Below are 17,815 nucleotides of genomic sequence, written 5' to 3' on the forward strand. Positions count from 1 at the left end.
ATAATTAATTAAGTGAAACGTTGAAGCATGATTTATCCATAATGGTTTCAACTTCATTTTTAAAGTTTTTTCTTGCTATTTTTTTTATTTCAATAACCAAACGATCACCTGGTTTGGCCAGCGATGCGATCTGATGTAAATCTACAACACTTTGATTTGCAGTTAGTATATGCACAGGACGGCTACCCCGTGCCAATGTAATCACCCATTCTATTACTTGATACCTGGCATCTTTGGGTAAAAAATCCTGAAAGTACTTGTTGGGGATAACTTTTGCTTCAAGTACCCTAGGCCCAGGCGCCGCTACACCTAATTTCATATCAATAAGTCTATTTCTGGTGGTGATCGCAATTTGTGGAATGGGAATATCTTGTACCATAAAAGATTCTATGCCCAGTAATTGATCTTCATTATATACTTTCAATTTTACCTCTTTGTCTTTAGGAATCACGGTGATTACACCTTTTTTAGGGCCAGGTATCACTGCACCGCCTTCTACTTTAAAGCGTGGATTATAGGCCACACCTAAAGAAGGGACTTGAATGTCTAGCTCGTTGCCACAATTGCGATAGAGCGACTGCACCGTAGCAGCCTTTACTTGAATCACAGGCTTTGCCACCAGATAGGATATATCATCTGTAATGATAGATTCCTTACCCCCAGGTAGCCTCAATTTTATAGCGGCTTTAAAGGTTTTTTGAGCAAAGCCATTGCTATCATATCTACCAGGCGAGGCGGTAAAGGAGATTTTGCCTATACCGTCTTCTACGATAATAGGCTGGTTGTTGATAAACATCTCTGGAGAAACTGCAGAAGAAGAGGCCGCTAAAATTAAATCCGCTTCATATTTGCTTCCGGTGGCCACAATGTTCGATTTGGTATTGGCGAGCAATTTAAGTGTGTCAAATTTAACATCAGAGGCACCCATAATGTTGCCCAATGTATAGATGGCATCTGCTTCTGTAGTGACCACCTCAGATGCGAACTGACTCAATGTAGCCAATGCAGCACCAAGTGGTGTGTGGCCAAAGTTTAATGTAACAAAATCTTTTTGAGCTTGATTTGGATCGTCACTAAACAACGCATGCTCTTTTGCATCAAAAGCAATAGATGCATAAGGCTTATGCACCAGCTTAGAAAGCTGTGTTATATATTTATTTAATTTGGTTTTTAGCACATTACCTTCTCCTTTGTTAATCATCAAACGGGCCACCATAGCGTCACTTTTTAGTCCTTTGGGTAACTTGGTGCGGCTATCTAAACCACCTTCTCCATCAATTAATTGCTTTTTTAATCCATCGATATAATGCAGTATAGCAACGGTTTCTTGATGCATAGCGAGCACCTGCTCCAATATTTTGATATCTGCTGGACGACTGCCCATATCTTTAACCCCATTTTTTAATGCCTGAATGGCGCGTTCATTTTGGCTAAATTGTAGCGTTCTGCTTTTGTCAATACTGCCACTCAGGACCATAAATTTATCTAATACACTAGAGCTGACCTGGAGGGCCAACATAGCAGTTAGCACTAGATAGATCACGCCTATCATTTTTTGTCTAGGACTTAATTTTGATGTAGCCATACTATTTTAAATATTTATTGCATAACTTTTTTTATGCATGATAGGATGGATTTAACTTTTAAAAGCGGTCAAAGTTTTGGCATATATTGCATTCAGGGCGGTTACCTTTTCATTGAGTAAGGCTAGTTCTTGCTTAAAGTGTATCGCTTCGCTACCTGCTACTTCCATTGCTTTTAAAGCGGTTTCTAAATGGTTATGAAATGTATGGGCATTGCTGCTCTGTTCTTCCATATGTGCTAAGGCTTTTTTGTAGAGCCCGTTCATTGAGGTTAAGGTATGGGTAATTTGGTCCATTTGACCAAAATAATGCGCGAGCTTATCTTCAGAAGATACCTTTATAAAAGCATGAAGCGCATGACCAACCGCATCTTTTAGTTTAGCAATGTCTCCAATCACTTGGGTCGCCTGGCCTACCTGGTTCACATAGCTTTCTGTGACCGCACCAATCTGTTCGAAAGAAGGCACACTTGCCATATTTTCTGAAAAACGCCGCATAGTAGCAGCTAAGTTTTCTAATAAAGCACTATCTATTGAAGCTTTTTCCAAGCATTGGTCAAACTTTTGGGTAATGGTATGGGTACTAGCAGCAGAACGATTTGCTAAATTTTCACCCTTATAATCAGGTGCTAGTTCAGGATATACCCGGGACCAATCTATCGCTTCTTCCTTAGGCTCAAAGGCACTTAAAAGGAAAATGAATGCTTCTGTAGAAAGTCCAAGTCCTAACATGAAGTTGCCTCCAGGAAGGTTTAGCAATTTAAACATAGCCCCGAAAATCACAATAGCTGCGCCAATGTTGTAGACAAAGGGCATAATGGTATTATAAAACTTATAGGCAAAAGAATGATTGACTAGATTATGCTTCATTGTATTTTTGGGGTTTAAAGGGTCAATAAATGTATCATCAATTAAAAAATTATATGGCAGACATTACGCATCTAAAACCAATATAAGAACGCGCCATATCTTTATGTTCACAATCCGAAACGCCTGTTTGTAGCATATAGGCATAGTCTTTCCAGGAGCCTCCTTTAATGACCCTAAAGAGGCTTTCTTCATCTTTATAAAAAGAACTAATGGTTTCACTTTTATAGATCAGCAAGGACGTGTATACATCTTCACACCATTCTGAAACATTACCTGCCATATTATAAAGACCATAATCATTAGGAGGAAAAGCCTTTACTGGAGAAGTATAGGTGTAACCAGATGCGGCATAATTCCCTTTTGTCACCTGAAAATTAGCCAATAATTTACCTTTTGAATCCCGTACAGAAGGCCCTCCCCATGGATACTGCCCGGAGGATCGACCTCCTTTTGCAGCATATTCCCATTCAGCAGCTGTAGGCAGCCTAAATGGGGGGCCAATAGGTTGCCCCTTAGCTTCTAAATGCTTATTCCTGTAAATAGTACGCACGCGTGCAAACTGTTGTGCTGCTTCAAAAGTGATGCCAACGATAGGACGATCCCCAAAACCGGGATCACTACAATAGCTTTTACCAAATGAGTCATCCTTAAACATAAAGCCAAAATCTCTTTGCCAAACGGTTGGGTCAGGCATTAACTTGGCATCTATATAGGCTTCGTCTAATCCATATGCTGCTGGGTCAGCTCGAACAATAGCTATGAATGCATAGTATTGTGAAACGGTAACTTCCGTTTCATCCATATAGAATGGGGCCACGGTTCTATATTGTGTGATACTGGTTTTACCAATCACACCTTGGTTAACCCCTCCACCCATTAGAAATGTACCAGCTGGAATCAGCACCATGCCCAATGGAGCATTCTTTTTCGATTTTATCCTATGGGTGGAACCTATAATTTCTCCTTGATCATCAGGAATGGTACCACAACTGCCCATTGCCATATAGATCAGCAACAATAGACTAGATAGGTTAGGTTTAAAAAATTTAAGTGAAAAGCATTTATGAGAAGCTAAAAACATAAGAATATATTATGAAACGATGCTTTTGTTAAGAGAAATAAACTAAACAAAGCTATGAACTTTTTTATTTTTTACAAAGTTTCCATACGATTAGTATAGATTAGATAGCGTTGAATGGATGTAAACCAAACAGAAGTAGCATTTCGGAAGCGACCTATTGCTGTTTTGCTACTATTACAAAAGTAACCTTACCAGTAGAGATACCAGATGGTGTATCAGTTGTTCTAGTAAAGGTAAGGGCACGTAGTGCATCTGCATAGATCTTTTCTACCATAGGCGTAACTGTTTTTTCAATGGCCTGAATGGAGATTATTTCGCCATTTTTGTCTACTTTAATTTCAAAAACTATTTTGCCGAATTCTTCTGTACCATCTTTTGGATCGGGTACCGTATCCCATTCCCAACCCCTTAACTCAAGAGTAGCCCCTGTTTGTTTGGTGGGATTTTTCCCTCTGTTGTATAACCCCCGTTCATCTATTTTAGCTACTTTAGGAGGTTGTGCAGTTTTGGGTTGTGCCCGCAAACCACGTGGCTGCTTTTGGCGCTGTTTTTTGGGCACAAGGCGTTTATTTTTTAATGGGTGTTTCGAAGATGGCTGATCCATTTGCGTGGCGTCTAGACGGCGGCCTTGTATTTGTGGTTGGGGTCTATCGTTAGACGGACGGTCTTTTGATACAGTATACATACTAGTTGGTTGTAAAGCAATGCGATAAGTTGCTCCACTAGAGACACCTGGAGCTGGAATGTGCTGTATAGAGCAAGCTAACCCTAAAAAAAATAAATGTAACCCAATCGATATGGCCATTCCTTTTTTATTTGGTGAAAATAACCAGCTACTTTTCATCGTTTCTTTTCAAATTCGGTTGCTAGAGAAACAGCAGCCCCTAATCGATTAGCTATATCAGCTACTTTAACCATATGGGCTATAGAAAGCCTTTTATCCATATGTAATACAACAACTTTACTGGATGTTTTTACCAGTAGATCTTGCAATACATTTTGTAGTTGGTTAAAGGCAACGCGCTTTCCTTCTACATAATAGGCCAGCTGAGCGGTAACCGTCACATGCACTTGGGCAGATTCCGTTTTTTCATTTGTGCTGGATGGCAAATCAACAGGAAGTGCTTTGGGACTATAACTGGCTGTAACCAGTAAAAAAATCAATAACAAAAATATAATGTCAGTCATAGAAGCCATGCTAAAGGAAGCATCTATCTTATTTTTTGTACTGATTTTCATTTCTTTATTTATTTTGCAGTATAGTAGATTGGTATAACTAGCCCATTTTAGCCAAAAGCAGGTTAACAAGATAGCTCAACCTTACTGTAGCTTTATGTACTTTAGCCACACAATAATTATAACCTAGATAGGCTATAATGCCCACCATTAACCCTGCTACGGTTGTAACCATTGCTTCATAGATGCCACTTGAAAAAACTTGAGAAGAGAGCTGATGTTTTTCTTGCGCAATGGCCATAAAAGTTTGAATCATACCGGTTACAGTACCTAAAAAACCAATCATAGGTGCGGCTCCAGAGATTGTAGCTAATGCAGAAAGCTTCTCTTCTAAAAAAGAGACCACTCTACTCGATTCATTTTCTACAATCAATGTGAAATTTGCAGCTTGACGCTGTTCTATCCCTTTACGGATTACTTTTGCGATGAGGTTGTCTTGTTCAGTACAAATCTGTTTTATTTTTGATGTATCTGCATGCTGCAATGCTTCGTCTATTTCTTCTAAGAAGCTGCTGGAAAAGTTCAAATACTTTCGGTAGGTAAATAGACGCTCTGCTATTATATAGAGGCTTATTAGAGATAACAATCCAAGCGGAAACATTAACCAACCACCTTTTAACAGCAGGCCTAATAGCGTTTGTGCGGTATGTATCGTCATAAAATTATAAGTAGTAAGTGATATGTCTAAAATTGCACCGCAATATAGCGACTTAATATTTCAAAATAAAGATATCGTTGTATGTGGGTTTGAGTTTTTCAAGCTTGCTATCTGCTTCATATCGGGTTTTACTATGCCCTATCGTCACACGATAGTACTTTTCTCCTTTATGGGTTCTAGGTACAATCAGGCAGACACCCAACTTTTTTTTGATAAGCTGTTGCACCACTTTCATAGCAGACCGCTTCTCCAAATGACTCATTACCACTAAGTGGTATATACCCTGTGGCTCCTTTAATTCTTGGCAGGTACCTGGTTTTATCCATGTTTTTTTTTGCTTTGCTGCCAGTTCTTTTTGAGTGGCACTAATACTTCTTTTTACTTTATTGTTTTTTTTACGTTCAAAAGCCTCATGACCACCAACAGATGGATCCACTGTTTCATCGACATTTCCAGCCCTTTTTGTTGGAGCGGTTGCTTGCGCAGATGATGGCTTGCTTGCACCTGTGACGGGTTCGTTAGTCGGCTTATGATCTGCTGTTTCCGCAGAAGATGTAGCATGTTTCGCTACCTTAAAATATAAATTATAACCCACTTTTGCTGCGATAAGGATGATCACTATACCTACCACAACGAGTATAGGCCATATAGCCTTTTTTTTAGGCAGTGCCTGAAAGTCTGGTTTGGGTAGGCCAAATTTATGATCTGTAGAATTCGTAGACATCTTAACAAGGTTTTGGGTACAGCTGGATTAAAAAATAGGTTGATGCTGTACCAGCGGTAGCAATATAATAAATTTCTAGAAAAAGGAATGTTTATCTTACTTTCTGATCAAAATTTATATCTTTAGTGTTAAATGTGAATGGATTTCATAAATTTGGTTCGTTACAATCTATAAGATAGGGAAACGATTTCAGAGTTATATTCAGAGTTATATAATGAAAAGCTAAGGCAGAAACTTACTCAAACACACAATTAAAAGGTGGGAGTCAAAGCTTATTTGCTTTTTACATAAATATTTTTGAGAAATGCACAATCGTGTTTCTATACGAGAGATGTTAATATGTATATTTTATTAAACCAACTTTAGAAGTTTAAAGTAAAAAACAATGGAATGAAGGCCCCCTAACCACTTATTGTACTCAAATATAGGAAAAAAACCATATAACGCATAGCGTTCAATGTTTACACCTAAATTAGGGTCATACTTATCAGTAAGGTGTAATGGATATACATTGGGGCTACATTACAAATTTGAATTTGTGTATTATGAAAGGCTATTTATTTCCTGGTCAAGGGAGTCAATATATAGGGATGGGCAAATCGCTCTATCACCATAGCAGCCAAGCACGTGGCATGTTTGAAACCGCTGATCGAATCTTAGGGATGGATTTAACGCAGCTTATGCTAGGAGGGTCTAAAGAAGCTTTAAAAGAGACTACGGTGGCACAACCGGCCATTTTTTTGCATGCAGTTGCAACTGCTTTTTTAAGTGACTCATTTCATCCAGCGGCTGTAGCGGGCCATTCTTTGGGCGAAATAGCCGCTCTAGTGGCCAGTAAAGTGGTTGCATTTGAAGATGGCTTGCATTTGGTAGCCGTTCGCTCTAAAGCGATGCAAAAAGCTTGTCAGCGCTGCCCGGGTACGATGGCTGCTGTACTCGGCCTAAAGGATGAAGTAGTGGAAGCCGTTTGCGCAAATATTACAGAAGAAGTAGTTGTACCAGCCAATTACAATTGTCCAGGACAGTTGGTTATTTCTGGCAGCCAAGCAGGGGTAGCATTGGCGACAGAGGCTTTAACCAAAGCAGGTGCGCGCAAAGTAATACCCCTACAAGTAGAAGGTGCTTTTCATTCTCCGCTGATGGCGCATGCTCAAGAAAGTTTTGCAGAGGCACTCTCTTCTATCCCCTTTTCTAAAGGGATTTGCCCCATTTATCAAAATGTTACAGGAGGCCCTGTTACTGATTCTGAACGCATCAAAGCCAACTTATTGGAACAGTTGGTTGCACCTATTTATTGGACCAAAACGATTCATCATATGGTGCAAGATGGCATTACAGCATGCATTGAATGTGGCCCAGGAGCGGTTTTACAAGGGTTAACGCGAAAAATAGCTCCTGGAATACCGGTTAGATCGCTTTGGGAAGGCGCTTTATGATGCGCAAGTGGCCATCAGAGGGCGGCAGAGCTTTATTGGTGCTAGGTAAGCAACCCGCCATCTACCTGAATGACTTGCCCTGTAATGTAACTTGATGCATCAGAAGCCAAGAAGAGCGCACAGCTTGCCACATCTTCTGGAAGCCCTGTACGCTTCAGTGGAATCTTTTCTATCCATTCTTGCTGTAGCGATGGCTCAAGCTGATCGGTCATGGCAGTCGCTATAAAGCCTGGTGCAATCACATTGGCACGTATCTTTCTACTGCCTAGCTCTAACGCAATGGACTTGGTAAAACCAATTATACCAGCTTTAGAAGCAGCATAATTGGCTTGGCCCGCATGGCCGCTTATCCCTACCACAGAGGATATATTGATAATAGAACCACTGCGCTGCTTAAGAAAGGTTTTGATCGATGCCTTTACAGTGTTAAAAACAGATTTTAAATTTACATTTAACACGGCATCCCAATCGGCTTCTGACATGCGCAATAGCAAGTTGTCTCTAGTGATGCCCGCATTGTTAACCAATACGTCTAATCCACCAAACGCCTCTACCATATCCTCTACGGCCTTATGGGTAGCTTGAAAATCAGAGGCATCTGCATGGAAGCTTTTTACCCTAACACCAAAAGCACGCAATGCCGCTTCTGTAGTGTGTACCGCTTCCAAATCAGTGCCACAATAGGTAAAAGCAATATCACCCCCTGCCTCTGCTAATTTAAGCGCAATTGCTTTGCCAATGCCCCGTGAAGCACCTGTAATCAATACTTTTTTTCCTTTTAATTGCATAAATAAAAACATTACCAAATAAGCCCCAAGCGGCATCTATGTTGCATCTTTGCTTGTTTTCGGGTAGCTGCACCATATAGCTGAATGGAGACTTAATTTAAGAAAAAATATCAATGATTACTGCAATGTACAGCGCATTAAAAATAGGCTATTCGGTCAAGGCGTGTTACATTGCTTACTAGCATTTATTACGTATTAGAACGGCCAATGGGGTCAACTTAAGGAAAAGTTAGCTTAGCACAGAGAGGCAAATGGATTGTTCGTATATGCCACCGCCGCTGGCCGCTGATAAAAAATTGACGCAATGAAAGAAATCGTCCATTAAAATAATATTTTATATTGATAGTCAATAAAATATACTTATTAAGTTGACACCATTGAGCGTGCAGATTACTGGTTGCAGATTAGAGCTGATTTAACAACCCTAAAAAAATTAAGCATGTCTTTGCTTTTGATGGCCCATCAAGAGAGACACTATCTTTACCTTATTAATGGCTACTATTAAGCCCAACTTTTGATTTTACGCTATAACTTTAGCTATAAATATTTTTAACAGCTACTAAAGTTACAATCCCACACTAGCTTAAGCCACTTATTTAATACTACAACTAAATTTAAAACAAACAAAATTTTATAAAATATTTGGACACTTTGAGATCTAAGTTCCACTCCTGTGGGACCCAGCTAAGCGGCCTTCGATAAATGAATTTGGCACACAGTAAAGGAAGAGGGAGCTCAACCCTCACTCTTTCGTGGCTTCGGATCGCACTAAGTTGACGCTATTGGATGAACAGCTTGATAACACTTTTAATTTTAATACCCTTAAGAAACCGCCTTGCCTGACTTGGCCCCTGAGTCTTCCAGCAACTTAATTATTTTCACGTGATAATAGTCATTACTATCTTTTCGTGCTTCATCGAGAGCCGTCTTTTTATCTTTATTTTTCAAATTTACGTTAATCCCTTTAGCATTTAGGAGCTGGTTTACAATGTCTACCGCACCTCTGCGAGATGCTAAATGCAAAGCGGTATCTTCTTCGTCATCTTGTGCATTCACATCGGCCCCTCGATTTATTAAGCATTTAACGCCGCTTGCGTTTTTATTTGCTGTTAGATGCATCAATAGATTCCAGTTGTATTTATTATTTGGATCTCTTGCGTTTACATCTAGGCCTTTATCAAAACAATTTTACATACTTTTATCGGAAAATTTATTCCTCTTAAGGTAGCTCATGATCCCATTATCTAAGACCTCAGGATTCGATATTGATGGCATGCCATCGCCTTTGTTGCCTGTTTTTTTCTGATCAATAAAGTCTCGTATAAGTTCAAAGCAATATTGATCTCGAGCGTTTTTTGGCCTAGCCAAATCAAGCGGGGTTTGATCTTTGTTATTTTTCAGATTTGCTTTAATATCAGGGTGTTGCAATAAGAGCTGAATCGCGGATTTACTCCTGTTTCTGGCTGCTAAATGCAAGGGAGTCTCATTATTTTTATCTAGCGCATTGACATCAGTATCAGATCGTTGCAATAACAAATTAACTATAACTACTTGAGAAGGATCATTCCGTGATGCTATATGCAAAGGCGTCTGCCATGACTTCGGATCTTTATCTGTAACATTTAACTTTTTATCTCCACACTCAGTCAGTAAAACCTTTGCTATTTCCGGTTGGTTACACTTAAGCGCTAACAAAAGTGAAGGCAACTCCTTCCCTGTTTCGTTGATATCAACCTGTGGTTGCTGAATTAAAAGCCGAACTATTGGCTCAAAACCATTCTTTATAGCTTTGCCAAGTGCGGTTGTATCAACTAAAACCGAGTTTAAAAAATTTTCCTTATCTTCTTCTGTAGAAGTATTAATTTTTTCTAAAATTCTTCTTACTTCCTCAACGTCACCCTCACCTGCAGCCTTATGCAAATGAGCTAGTTTAATGCCTTTAACACCCTTTCCCTCTTTATCAGGCATATCCTTTTCATTATTTCCGTTATCTTTAACTTTTCTGCCGCATTTTTGAAAAGGAAAATAAAAAGCTTGTAAAACAAGCAATAAAAACAAGAGTGCAATAGACCTAAAAATAGGCAACTTCAAATTTAACTTGAACTGTTTCATAACTTTTTTATTTATTGTTTTATACAAGCGTACCATCAATTTCTATACTAGCCTTACCGTAGGCTTACATGCCTTAAAAAGGGACCCTGTTTAAATTAAAAAGGTTAATACAAAGCAATATTGCTTTAGATGCAAAAAATCTGAGTGATATCTTTTACCTTTTAGCGACTACTACTATTAAATCAAACCTTTGATTTTACGCTATATTTTAGCTACAGCTATAAATATTTTTTAGAAGCTACTAAGGTTACAATCCTGCTCTAGCTTAACCACCTATTTAAGGGTACAACTAAATCTACAAAAAACAAAATTTTACAAAATATTTGGGCCCTTTTAGGGATAGGTCCCACGCTTTATATAACATATAGAGATACAACTTTTAGCAAATCTACAGTGTACCGTAATAAAACAGCAACTCTAATATAGAATAGTTAGGGTCTACCTATGTGAAAAACAAATACATACCTTTATATTTGAGATTGTCTATCTTTATGCCAAAAGGTAAAAGTAAAATTTATTTGTGTGACTAAATCTTATTTCCCACGTATCGTTGCTTTAGTGCCGTTTATATGTAGTGGCTTTTCTATTGTATCAAAAGCAACTGGACATTCTAATGGTGGCCTCTATTTTAGCAATCCCTATAGCGCTGAGCATAGCAGCTGGATGTTGCCCGATAAGCTTTTTAATAAAAAAGGGGCGTATAGTACTTATAGAAAGCCTAGTAATCCGCTTTTTTTAAATAAAACCTACGAATGGATTTTAATGACACCTCGTGGTAAAAAAAAAGGAGAAAAGGCTATAGATATGGTACACTACCAAGCAGAAGATTCAATTGTTTTTGATGCTAAAAAGAAAATACTTTCTTTATATGGTGGGAGTACGCTTAGCTACGATAACATGCAACTGGAGGCGTATATAGTTGCTTTACATCTAAATACTAATACAATTGGTGCAAAAGGCATTAAGGACGCACATAACAAGCCAATAGGGAATCCTATTTTTACCTATAAAGATGTAACCAAAAACAAATATGGAAAAGATGGTTCTACCCAAAAACGGGTCTTTTTTATGGAAAACATCTGGTACAATATTGATACCAAGCGCGCTTTAGCAGATAGACTCCTCACCAAACAAGAAGAATCCATTGTAAAAAGCAAACAGGTAAAAAAAGAAGATGAAGAAACATTTTACGCTGAAGATATAATTTATACTACCTGCGCATTAGCGCATCCCCATTTTTACATACGCACCAAACGGGCTAAAATGGTTCAGGATAAGCAAATTACTACTGGACCTTTTCGTTTTTATTTTGATAATGTACCTACTCCATTAGGGTGTGTCTTTGGAACGTTATTCTTAGAAGGAAAGCGTGTATATGGTATTATTCCACCAGAAATAGGGGAATCTGACAATGGGTTTTACCTCCGTAATGGCGGATACTACATAAATTTCAATGATTATGTGGACGTTTCTATTTTAGGAAGTATTTATTGTAGTGGTATTGCAGAACTGGAAAATAAACTGCGTTACAAAAAAAGATACCTATGTAGTGGAGATATCTTTTATGGGAAAAATATAACGGAAAAAGAAAAAGGATGGTCTTTAAAATGGGAGCATAGAACCCTAGCACATGGCCCTAGAAATTTCACTGCAAAATTTAACCTCCATAACAAATCATATAAAGCATTAAACAATGAGGATAAACAAATCCCAAAAGATATGGAGCAAGAATCTTCTGCCAGCTTATCTTACAACGACGAACTGATTGGCTTTCCCTATAGGTTAAATCTACGGGCGGAATTTAACAATAATCTTCTTTCAAACTTTAAACATTGGACCCTGCCAAAAGGGAGCTTAAGTAGCGCTTCTTGGTATCCGTTTAGAATAGCGCGATCTAAAGGCACGAACCGTTGGTTTCATAATATTCAATTCAAATATACTATAGATTTTGAAAATCACTTGCAAAATGCAAAAAAAGCCCCTAACCTATCACACAGTGGAACACCTTCATCGGTTCCTTCAACTTACCGATGGAATCATTGCACAAAAAATGGTATAAAGCATACCATACCGCTTAGCATGCATACCAAACTATTTGGGTGTATTAACTTAAAGCCTCATCTCAACTACGATGAAGTATGGTATTGGCTGAAGAAAAAGACAAAAGGGCCTATACGGATGCCAGGATTTAATAGGGTTTATGTTTGGAATTTCGGTGCAGAGTTAGGGACTACGTTATACCACACCCACTACTTTGAAGATGCAACATCGGTCCAAGGCTTTCGTATTAAAACAGAACCTAGTGTTGACTTTACTTATACGCCTGATTTCTCCAAAGAATATTTCCGGCCAGTAGAAAATGAAAAAGGAGAAAAAGGAGAAGAAGGAGAAGAAGACAAAAAATATGTATTCGAAGGGTTACAACCAGGCATAAATGTAGCCAAGCGTGCCACATCTGTTTTAAGCTGTAAGTTACACAATACCGTTGAGTTAAAAGTAAAAAAAGCAATAAATCCAGAAAAAAAAGAAAAAGAAAAAAAACGAACTGCGCAAAAAATATTTTTGTTAAAAAACTTAGATTTTGAAACAAAATATGATTTTAAAGAAAAGGACCGCCACCTCACAGAGGGCATTAATATGCATATTGCCAGCGAAGCAAAAATGGGCAAAATGGGCAAGATTGGCTTTGATTTAAACACAAATTTTGACCCCTATTACTGGGAACCTGGACCATCAACCGGTAAAATCAAAGAAAAAGTTACGAATGATTTTACATGGAATCGTGGTAAAGGTTTAGCAAGAATTGAACACGCAAAATGTAAAATACATATAGATGTTGCACACCACTCTAGCAAAGAAAAAAAGAAAAAAAAAGACTTATTCAATGGTGGTGATCAGTTGTCAAATAAATTGGAAGACAACAAAATAGACTTTGAAGTACCTTGGAGTTTTAATACTGAGTTTAATGTTGTCTATAACAGACTACATGAATATGAAAAAGACAAAAAGGATTACAGCATAGAACAATATATAACCTTTGATGGGAGTATTACTTTGGTTAAAAAATGGAAAGTAAATTTAAGTAGTACCTATAATTTTACCAAAAGTGAATTTGACCCATCTGCTACAAAAATTTCTATTCAACGAGATTTACACTGCTGGCAGCTTAGCTATCAATGGCATCCGCTAGGAGATTCGGCCAAATATGATTTTTCTTTGGGTGTCAAAGCAAATGTTTTAAAAGTATTGAAGATACCGAGAAAAAGAATCTATAAGAAACTTAACTAATGGCTTAAATTATGATTTTATTTCAGAAAGTTTTTCCCAGATTAGCTCCTTAAGGGTGGTAATGCCTTCTCCTGTGGCAGCAGAGATAAGACAGCAGGTTATTTCTTTAGGTAAACTTGCTAGCAAAGTTTTACGTGCTGCTTGGTCTAGTAAATCTATTTTTGAAAGAACCAATAGCCTTGGTTTGGTTAACAGGAACGGATTATGCATTTCTAGTTCGTTGAGCAACATTTTATACGCCTTATCGATATCACTAGAGGGTACACTCACCATAAACAGTAAAACAGCATTGCGTTCAATATGGCGTAGAAACCGCGTGCCCAAACCCTTTCCACCAGCTGCACCTTCTATAATGCCTGGAATATCTGCCATTACAAAAGATTGGTTATCCCGGTAGGCTACTACACCGAGGTTGGGCACTAAAGTGGTAAAGGGATAGTTATCAATCCGTGGCTTAGCTGCTGATACCACTGAAAGCAGGGTAGATTTACCTGCGTTGGGCAGCCCTACAAGGCCTACATCAGCCAATAGTTTCAATTCCAGTACCATCCAGCCTTCCCTGCCAGCTTCTCCTGGATAAGCAATACGAGGGGTTTGATGGGTAGGGGTTTTAAAGTGGGTGTTGCCCCAGCCTCCTTTTCCTCCCTGCATCAAGATATATTTTTTTTTGTCCTCCAATACCTCGACCAATACTTGGTCGTCATCTGCCCTTTTGGCTACCGTCCCTAATGGGACATCTATGATCACATCTTTTCCACTTGTGCCTGTTTTGCAGCTATTCCCTCCGGGTGTTCCATTGGTTGCAATGATATGTTTGCGGTATTTAAGGTGGAGCAGCGTACCATATTGTTTGGCACCACGTAAAATAATGTGCCCTCCTCTGCCCCCATCTCCTCCATCTGGCCCGCCTTTTGGAACAAACTTGGCACGCATGAAATGGATTAATCCAGTGCCTCCTTTGCCAGCACGTAGGTAAAGTTTAACGTGATCAATAAAATTGGGTGATGACATATCGTTATGGTCTTATGAGTCTATCCATAATGGCTGCAATCGCCTTTGTTACCTCATCTACACTTTGTGTGCCATCTATACGATGTAATTTGCCTTGGGCTTTATAATGGTTTAGAATAGGCCGCGTCTCTTGTTCGTATATCTGCATACGTGTTTTAATTTTACACACATCTTGGTCATCAGGCCTTTTTTCAATGGTAGCACGATTTTTAAGCCGTTTTAGTAAAATCTCATTGGATACATCTAGAAAAATTACACCATTTATCTGTGCACCGCATTGTTTTAAAAAGTGATCTAAAAAGGTCACTTGTGGAATGGTTCTAGGAAAACCGTCAAACAAGAAAGATGCATCAGCAGGTTGTGCCTGCACCAGCTGGGTTACCAACTCAAAGGATAGGTGATCTGGCACCAATTGACCACTGTTAATGTATTTTTCAATCAATACTTTATTGGTGCCATTTTCTGCCATTTGCTGACGCAGCAAAGCACCCAGCGCAATCGGTATAAAGCGGTATTTGTGAATCATTCGCTCGGCTTGTGTGCCTTTACCTGACCCAGGAGGGCCCACTAGAATCATATTAAACATAAATGCGAAAGGATTTTTTTGAAAGCTAAAATGAATATAAAGTTAAGCATTTATAGGTTGCCTTTTGTGGGATCAGCATAACATACCAATCTGTTTGCAGGCCAGCTAGCCACTACACATTAAACACTCTTTTTCTGCTTCACCTGAAAAAGGCGTATCGACTTTTTCCTTCTTTTGTATGGTAAATTTAATGGCATCTGCTGCAGCCTTGGTACGTAGGTAATACATACCGGTTTTCAGCCCCTTTTTCCAAGCATAAAAATGCATAGAGGTTAGCTTAGCCATAGTGGCGTCCTTAACGTAAAGATTCAGACTTTGGCTTTGACAAATATAAGGTGCGCGGTCTGCCGCCATATCGATAATAGACTTCTGAGGAATTTCCCAGACCGTTCTATAAATATTTTTAATGTATTGCGGAATGGATGCAATCGCTTGAATGGAGCCATTGCCCATCATCAGTTCTTCTTTTACCTGTTCATTCCAAAGACCAAGCTGGATGAGATCCTCTAATAGGTATTTGTTTACAACAATAAACTCTCCAGAAAGCACCCTTCGGGTGTAGATATTGGCGGTATAGGGTTCAAAGCACTCATTATTCCCTAGTATTTGAGAGGTAGAGGCGGTTGGCATTGGCGCAACCAATAGTGCATTTCTGATACCATATTGAGCGATTTCGCTACGTAAATGATCCCAATCCCACCTTCCGGAAGAAGGGGTTACCCCCCACATGTCAAATTGAAGAATTCCCTTAGAGATGGGTGACCCCGCGTAGCTTTCATATACGCCCTCTTTTTTCGCTAAATCTTTAGAAGCGGTTAATGCTGCAAAGTAAATGGTTTCAAAAATTTCTTGATTGAGTAGCCGTGCTTCTGGGCTATCAAAAACCAGTTTCATTTTAAGAAAAGCATCTGCTAATCCTTGAACCCCAATGCCAATAGGCCTGTGTCGTAAGTTAGAAGTACGTGCTTCCACTAAAGGATAGTAGTTCCGATCAATCACCTTATTAAGATTTTTGGCAATCAGGTAGGTTACAGCATATAACTTGGCATGATCAAAAGGTTGATTTGCATCTGCAAACATAGGCAGCGCAATAGAAGCAAGGTTGCAAACGGCCACTTCATCGGGTGCACTATATTCTATAATTTCTGTACATAAGTTACTAGATTTGATCGTACCCAAGTTTTTTTGATTGGACTTTTCGTTGGCTGCATCCTTATAGAGCATATAAGGCGTTCCCGTTTCTATTTGAGACTCCAAAATCGCAAACCAAAGCGTTTGTGCTTTAATAGAGGCACGTGCTTTACCTGCTTTTTCATAGGCTTTGTACTTTTGCTCAAATGTGGCTCCATAGCAGTCTGAAAGCCCTGGTGCTTCATTGGGGCAAAATAGCGACCACATCTCATCTGCCTCTACACGTTGCATAAATAAATCTGGAATCCACAGTCCATAGAAAAGATCTCTAGCCCTTCTTTCTTCTTTGCCATGATTTTTCTTTAACTCTAAAAAGTCAAAGATGTCTGCATGCCAAGGTTCTAGATAGATGGCAAAACTACCCTTGCGTCTACCCCCTCCTTGATCTACGTAGCGGGCCGTCATATCAAAGTTCCGCAACATGGGCACAATGCCATTAGAGATGCCATTGGTACCTCGAATATAGGAACCTGTAGTACGTACATTATGAATGCTTAATCCAATGCCTCCAGCAGATTGGGATATCTTTGCACATTGTGTAAGGGTATTGTAAATGCCTTCAATGCTGTCTTCCTGCATCGTTAGTAAAAAGCAAGAAGAAAGTTGTGGTTTAGGTGTGCCTGCATTAAAAAGCGTAGGCGTGGCATGGGTAAACCATTTTTGAGACATTAATTCGTAGGTTTCAAGGGCGGCCTCTAGATTGTCACCATGAATACCTAGTGCTACACGCATCAACATATATTGAGGACGTTCCACAACCTTGCCGTGTATTTTAAGCAGATAAGAACGTTCTAATGTTTTAAAGCCAAAAAAATCATAGGCAAAGTCACGTTCATGCACAATCGCATGGTCTAACCTTGCTGCATGCTTGGCAATAATATTGTAAACGTTTTGGTCGATAAGAGAAGCATTCTGCCCAGTTGCAGGATTTACGTAGGTATAGAGCCTTTTTATAGTACTAGAAAAAGATTTACTCGTTTCTTTATGTAGATTAGAGATTGCTATTCGCGCAGCTAAAATGGCATAATCTGGATGGTATACCGTCATCGTTGCCACTGTTTCTGCCGCCAAATTATCTATAGCCGAAGTAGTGACTCGATCATAAATGCCTTCAATAAGCTTTTTAACAATAGCAATCACATCGATATAATCCCTATTTAACCCATAACAGAGTTTTTCTATCCTAGCGGTTATTTTATCGAATTTAACTGATTCTAAGCGTCCATCTCGTTTTACAACTAACATCTACTTT

15 protein-coding genes are annotated in these 17,815 nt (G+C 39.0%); 2 read left to right on the forward strand and 13 right to left on the reverse strand.

Features of this window, described 5'->3' with window-relative positions:
- Window positions 1–4: 4 nt before the first annotated feature.
- The 7 genes from gldM to ACOALF_RS01920 all read right to left on the reverse strand — a co-directional run bounded on the left by gldM (window position 5) and on the right by ACOALF_RS01920 (window position 6,151).
- Window positions 5–1,585, reverse strand: coding sequence for a gliding motility protein GldM (gene gldM, locus ACOALF_RS01890; RefSeq protein ID WP_419241752.1), 1,581 nt, complete (start codon window positions 1,583–1,585; stop codon window positions 5–7).
- A gap of 51 nt (window positions 1,586–1,636) precedes the next feature.
- The gene (gene gldL / locus ACOALF_RS01895) at window positions 1,637–2,452 is read right to left on the reverse strand and encodes a gliding motility protein GldL (protein ID WP_419241753.1); all 816 of its coding nucleotides are present in this window, start codon (window positions 2,450–2,452) and stop codon (window positions 1,637–1,639) included.
- Between the two features lie 49 nt (window positions 2,453–2,501).
- Window positions 2,502–3,533, reverse strand: coding sequence for an SUMF1/EgtB/PvdO family nonheme iron enzyme (locus ACOALF_RS01900; protein ID WP_419241754.1), 1,032 nt, complete (start codon window positions 3,531–3,533; stop codon window positions 2,502–2,504).
- Between the two features lie 154 nt (window positions 3,534–3,687).
- Window positions 3,688–4,377, reverse strand: a complete 690-nt coding sequence (locus ACOALF_RS01905; protein ID WP_419241755.1) for a hypothetical protein — start codon at window positions 4,375–4,377, stop codon at window positions 3,688–3,690.
- Window positions 4,374–4,772, reverse strand: coding sequence for an ExbD/TolR family protein (locus ACOALF_RS01910; RefSeq protein ID WP_419241756.1), 399 nt, complete (start codon window positions 4,770–4,772; stop codon window positions 4,374–4,376). The genes ACOALF_RS01905 and ACOALF_RS01910 overlap by 4 nt, the downstream gene beginning before the upstream one ends.
- A 37-nt stretch (window positions 4,773–4,809) precedes the next feature.
- Window positions 4,810–5,427, reverse strand: coding sequence for a MotA/TolQ/ExbB proton channel family protein (locus ACOALF_RS01915; protein ID WP_419241757.1), 618 nt, complete (start codon window positions 5,425–5,427; stop codon window positions 4,810–4,812).
- A gap of 52 nt (window positions 5,428–5,479) precedes the next feature.
- Window positions 5,480–6,151 (reverse strand): SPOR domain-containing protein, encoded by a 672-nt coding sequence (locus ACOALF_RS01920; RefSeq protein ID WP_419241758.1) that lies wholly within the window; start codon window positions 6,149–6,151, stop codon window positions 5,480–5,482.
- 545 nt (window positions 6,152–6,696) lie between these two features.
- Here ACOALF_RS01920 and fabD point away from each other — a divergent pair.
- Window positions 6,697–7,587, forward strand: a complete 891-nt coding sequence (fabD, locus tag ACOALF_RS01925; protein ID WP_419241759.1) for an ACP S-malonyltransferase — start codon at window positions 6,697–6,699, stop codon at window positions 7,585–7,587.
- A 41-nt stretch (window positions 7,588–7,628) separates the two neighbouring features.
- Here fabD and fabG read toward each other — a convergent pair whose 3' ends face one another.
- The 3 genes from fabG to ACOALF_RS01940 all read right to left on the reverse strand — a co-directional run bounded on the left by fabG (window position 7,629) and on the right by ACOALF_RS01940 (window position 10,487).
- Window positions 7,629–8,375, reverse strand: coding sequence for a 3-oxoacyl-[acyl-carrier-protein] reductase (gene fabG, locus ACOALF_RS01930; protein ID WP_419241904.1), 747 nt, complete (start codon window positions 8,373–8,375; stop codon window positions 7,629–7,631).
- Between the two features lie 822 nt (window positions 8,376–9,197).
- Window positions 9,198–9,494 carry an ankyrin repeat domain-containing protein gene (locus tag ACOALF_RS01935; protein ID WP_419241760.1) on the reverse strand — a complete coding sequence of 99 codons (297 nt, stop codon included), beginning with the start codon at window positions 9,492–9,494 and terminating at the stop codon, window positions 9,198–9,200.
- 69 nt (window positions 9,495–9,563) lie between these two features.
- Window positions 9,564–10,487 (reverse strand): ankyrin repeat domain-containing protein, encoded by a 924-nt coding sequence (locus ACOALF_RS01940; RefSeq protein WP_419241761.1) that lies wholly within the window; start codon window positions 10,485–10,487, stop codon window positions 9,564–9,566.
- A 522-nt stretch (window positions 10,488–11,009) separates the two neighbouring features.
- Between ACOALF_RS01940 and ACOALF_RS01945 the strand changes: the two genes are divergently transcribed.
- On the forward strand, window positions 11,010–13,775 hold the full coding sequence (locus ACOALF_RS01945; RefSeq protein WP_419241762.1) for a putative LPS assembly protein LptD: 2,766 nt from the start codon (window positions 11,010–11,012) through the stop codon (window positions 13,773–13,775).
- Window positions 13,776–13,784: 9 nt separating this feature from the next.
- On the opposite strand, the gene obgE is transcribed toward ACOALF_RS01945, so the two are convergent.
- From obgE to ACOALF_RS01960, 3 genes are all read right to left on the reverse strand, one after another.
- A complete protein-coding gene (gene obgE / locus ACOALF_RS01950; protein WP_419241763.1) occupies window positions 13,785–14,786 on the reverse strand; it encodes a GTPase ObgE in 1,002 nt (333 codons plus the stop codon).
- 4 nt (window positions 14,787–14,790) lie between these two features.
- Window positions 14,791–15,372 (reverse strand): adenylate kinase, encoded by a 582-nt coding sequence (locus ACOALF_RS01955; RefSeq protein WP_419241764.1) that lies wholly within the window; start codon window positions 15,370–15,372, stop codon window positions 14,791–14,793.
- Between the two features lie 105 nt (window positions 15,373–15,477).
- Window positions 15,478–17,808 carry a ribonucleoside-diphosphate reductase subunit alpha gene (locus tag ACOALF_RS01960; RefSeq protein WP_419241765.1) on the reverse strand — a complete coding sequence of 777 codons (2,331 nt, stop codon included), beginning with the start codon at window positions 17,806–17,808 and terminating at the stop codon, window positions 15,478–15,480.
- Window positions 17,809–17,815 lie beyond the last annotated feature (7 nt).

The organism is Cardinium endosymbiont of Nabis limbatus (genome assembly GCF_965196625.1).
Lineage (GTDB): Bacteria > Bacteroidota > Bacteroidia > Cytophagales > Amoebophilaceae > Cardinium.